Origin of the sequence: Methanobrevibacter sp. (assembly GCF_045586545.1) — an archaeon.
Taxonomy (GTDB): Archaea; Methanobacteriota; Methanobacteria; order Methanobacteriales; family Methanobacteriaceae; genus Methanocatella.
Map to the genome: position 1 here is coordinate 1 of NZ_JAZNAN010000008.1, position 2911 is coordinate 2911.

Below are 2911 nucleotides of genomic sequence, written 5' to 3' on the forward strand. Positions count from 1 at the left end.
TCAATAGGTGCTACTAATTCTCTTACACTGTCATCTGGCTCGTCCATTTCATCTAATGGTGGGTGAACTGATTTGTATTCTTCACCTGGAGCTTTATGACCTAATATTTTTACTACGTCTTCATCAGAAATTTCTCTTAACTTTTCTAACTCGTATTCAGGGTTAGTGAAGTTTCTTCTGTTTTGAGCAACCTGAGAAGTACCTGGATAAATTTGTACCATAATTATGCATCTCCTAATGCTAATTTAACTTTTCTAATTATTTCATCTAATTTTTCTTGTGAAATTGTTTCACCACGGATGACCCCTGTAACAATATCGTCGATAGTCCCTTCGGTTTTAATATCTTCATCAGCAGGCATGACTTTGGAAGTTTTTACTCCTATTTTAGCAAAATCTTCACAGTCTACTGGTGATTCGCATATTATAATGCAGTGTTTATTTACATTCCTTAGAATTAATCTTGCTTTGTAAATTAAATGATTGGCTACTCCACCAAGGTGAACTACAAGTAATTTGAAATTACGCATTTGTTCGACTTCCTTATCAGTAAGTCCAAACAAAGTCCCACCGGCAGCAGGAGCATCATGAGGAACACCAGCACCAGCATTTAAAACCATTGTGCTTGTTAAAACATTAGCTTCACGTAAACCAAAAGTAATTTCACAAACTGGTTTAGTAATGTGTCTACGTCCCGGAGACATAGCTACTGCACATACATCAGTACCACATTCAGCGAAAGTGCCTCTTTGAGCAAGACTTCCGCCTTTACCCATACCACTTGCTTCCCTACAATCTACTACGTGAGTACAACGTCCTATCATTTTAATCTAGTCATCCTTTTTAATAATATTCACATGGTCATCGAATGATGAATATTGATCTGTCATTCCTACTAATTCATCTGGTAAATCTGAACTTCCATATTTGATTCTATCAGTAACGGTTTTTTGTTTTCTGATATAATTAGACCTATCTTGATTAATATCAAAGCCATATGGAATGTGTTTTTCACAGATTTCCTCGATATCCTTAATTGTAGATTCCATTGTTATTTCAAGGAATATTCTAGCAGTTTTAACTTGTAAAACTACATCCTCACCATTGACATTAATCACCCTACGTTCCCTATATTGTGGAGGTAGAGTTGCTTCGCCTTTTGGGAATCTTGGACCGTGGATAACAGTTCTTCTTACATCTTCAAGAGCTTCTAAATCATTTAACAACTTTTCAGTTGTGTCACTTCCTAGAACTCTGTACGGGAAAATTTCAATATCCATATTCAAACCTTCAAATTAGATTTGTTTAAATTAATTAGATGTCACCTTTAATTTCGTCAGCTGCAATTGCAACAGCGTTGATAGGTTCTCTGAATTCATCGATTTGACTGTATACTTCTTTAATTAAACCAGAAGTTGCTTCTGGTGAAAAGAGTTGTGTTCCTGCATCTAAGGACATAGCAGCAGCTACACAAGGGATACAGAATCCTTTACTGTGTCTAGTTACAACGTGGTTTCCGTTAAAGAGACCAGGACCTCCACCACCGTAAATGGAGTGACTGAAGAAGGAGAATCCTACAGCTACACCTTCTGCTCTACCGAAGTCAAGACCAGGTAAACCAGTAGCGAATTCGAGGTTGTCGTTGAAGTATAATAAAGTAGATGGAATACCTTGAGCAGCACGAGCAGCACCTACGTTAACCATGGTTGCAGCTACAGCACCAGCAGCAGCATATGCATTCCATTTAGCTGCGTCATCAGTGTTGTAAATAGCGAAGTCAGTTAATTGTTCACCAGGAGCAATTACACCATCTGCTTCAGCACGTGCAATGGTTGCTTGTACTACACTACCAACAGTACCTTCTGCACCGTTTTCTTTTACTAAGTCATATACCATGTTGTCAGCGTTTAAACCTTGGTAAGCTAAACCTAATAAGTGTAATCTTTCGAATGAACCTAAAGCGTCAGCCATTTCAAACATTGCGGTTTGTTCGAAGATTGCGGATAAAGCAGTAGCTTGGAAAGTGTTTTTCAAGGTAGCAGCAGCGAAGTCGTTTGCTTTAACGTTTCTTAAACCATAACCTGCACCTTCAAGTTTTTGTGGAATGTCTAACATGGTTGCAATGTTAGATCCTTTGTAGTCTACAGATTGTGGGTATCTACCTAATACTGCAGCTTTTAAGAAGTTTGCATCGTAAATGCTTACGTCACAAATGTCAATAACAGATTGTACTAAAGCAGCAGCGGTTGATAATGGAGCTGCGGAGTATTCTGCACCAACGTCGATTCTTTTAGTTGGTACTTGTACTAATAACCTTTTTCCTCCGGAAATAGGTGTTACAACAGTATCATCGTCTTCAGATACTTGGATAATACCTTTCATTTTGTCTGCGATTGCTTCTGCGTTGTCGACAATAGCGAGATCTAATTCTCTTCCTAAGATTCTGGATTTGTCTCCACCAACAGCACCGGTTTTAACGGATTTTTCGAGTCCTTCTAAGTTTACTGCAACGGTTCTTTTAACACCTTTAACAATTTTTTGAATTGCAGGGTTCCTTAATGGACTAATAGCTTCGATTGGTACGTCAGATGCAATTTCGTTGCCTCTATCATCGAATAAATCGATTTTATCATCAAACTTTGCCATTTTTTCCCTCCTAAATAAATAGAGTTTAATCAATATACCACTCTCAATGGCGAATTTCTCGCCAAATTGAGTTGAGCCACAAAGCAAGTATTTTGCAATAGCCAGCCATATGGTATACAAATTTTATTTTATTAAAGATATAATATAAAGATTACCTATGGAAACTTTTAGAAAAGTTTATAAACTATAATAAAACTTTTTTTATTTAAGAAAAATAAGGTTAAAAGTAATACTTTTTTAAATCGAATATATCTAATTTTAATAAC

Annotated in this window: 4 protein-coding genes; all 4 read right to left on the minus strand. The window is 36.8% G+C overall.

Annotation, left to right across the window (positions count from 1 at the left end):
* Positions 1-221 (minus strand): coenzyme-B sulfoethylthiotransferase subunit gamma (gene mcrG / locus ACKI3D_RS00715; RefSeq protein WP_407391376.1); only part of this gene is annotated, 221 nt, incomplete at its 3' end.
* Between the two features lie 2 nt (positions 222-223).
* Complete coding sequence (gene mcrC / locus ACKI3D_RS00720) at positions 224-823, minus strand: methyl-coenzyme M reductase I operon protein C (RefSeq protein ID WP_407391378.1); 600 nt, start codon at positions 821-823, stop codon at positions 224-226.
* Positions 824-829: 6 nt separating this feature from the next.
* Positions 830-1279, minus strand: coding sequence for a methyl-coenzyme M reductase operon protein D (gene mcrD / locus ACKI3D_RS00725; protein WP_407391380.1), 450 nt, complete (start codon positions 1277-1279; stop codon positions 830-832).
* A gap of 34 nt (positions 1280-1313) precedes the next feature.
* The gene (gene mcrB / locus ACKI3D_RS00730; RefSeq protein ID WP_407391382.1) at positions 1314-2645 is read right to left on the minus strand and encodes a coenzyme-B sulfoethylthiotransferase subunit beta; all 1332 of its coding nucleotides are present in this window, start codon (positions 2643-2645) and stop codon (positions 1314-1316) included.
* Positions 2646-2911 lie beyond the last annotated feature (266 nt).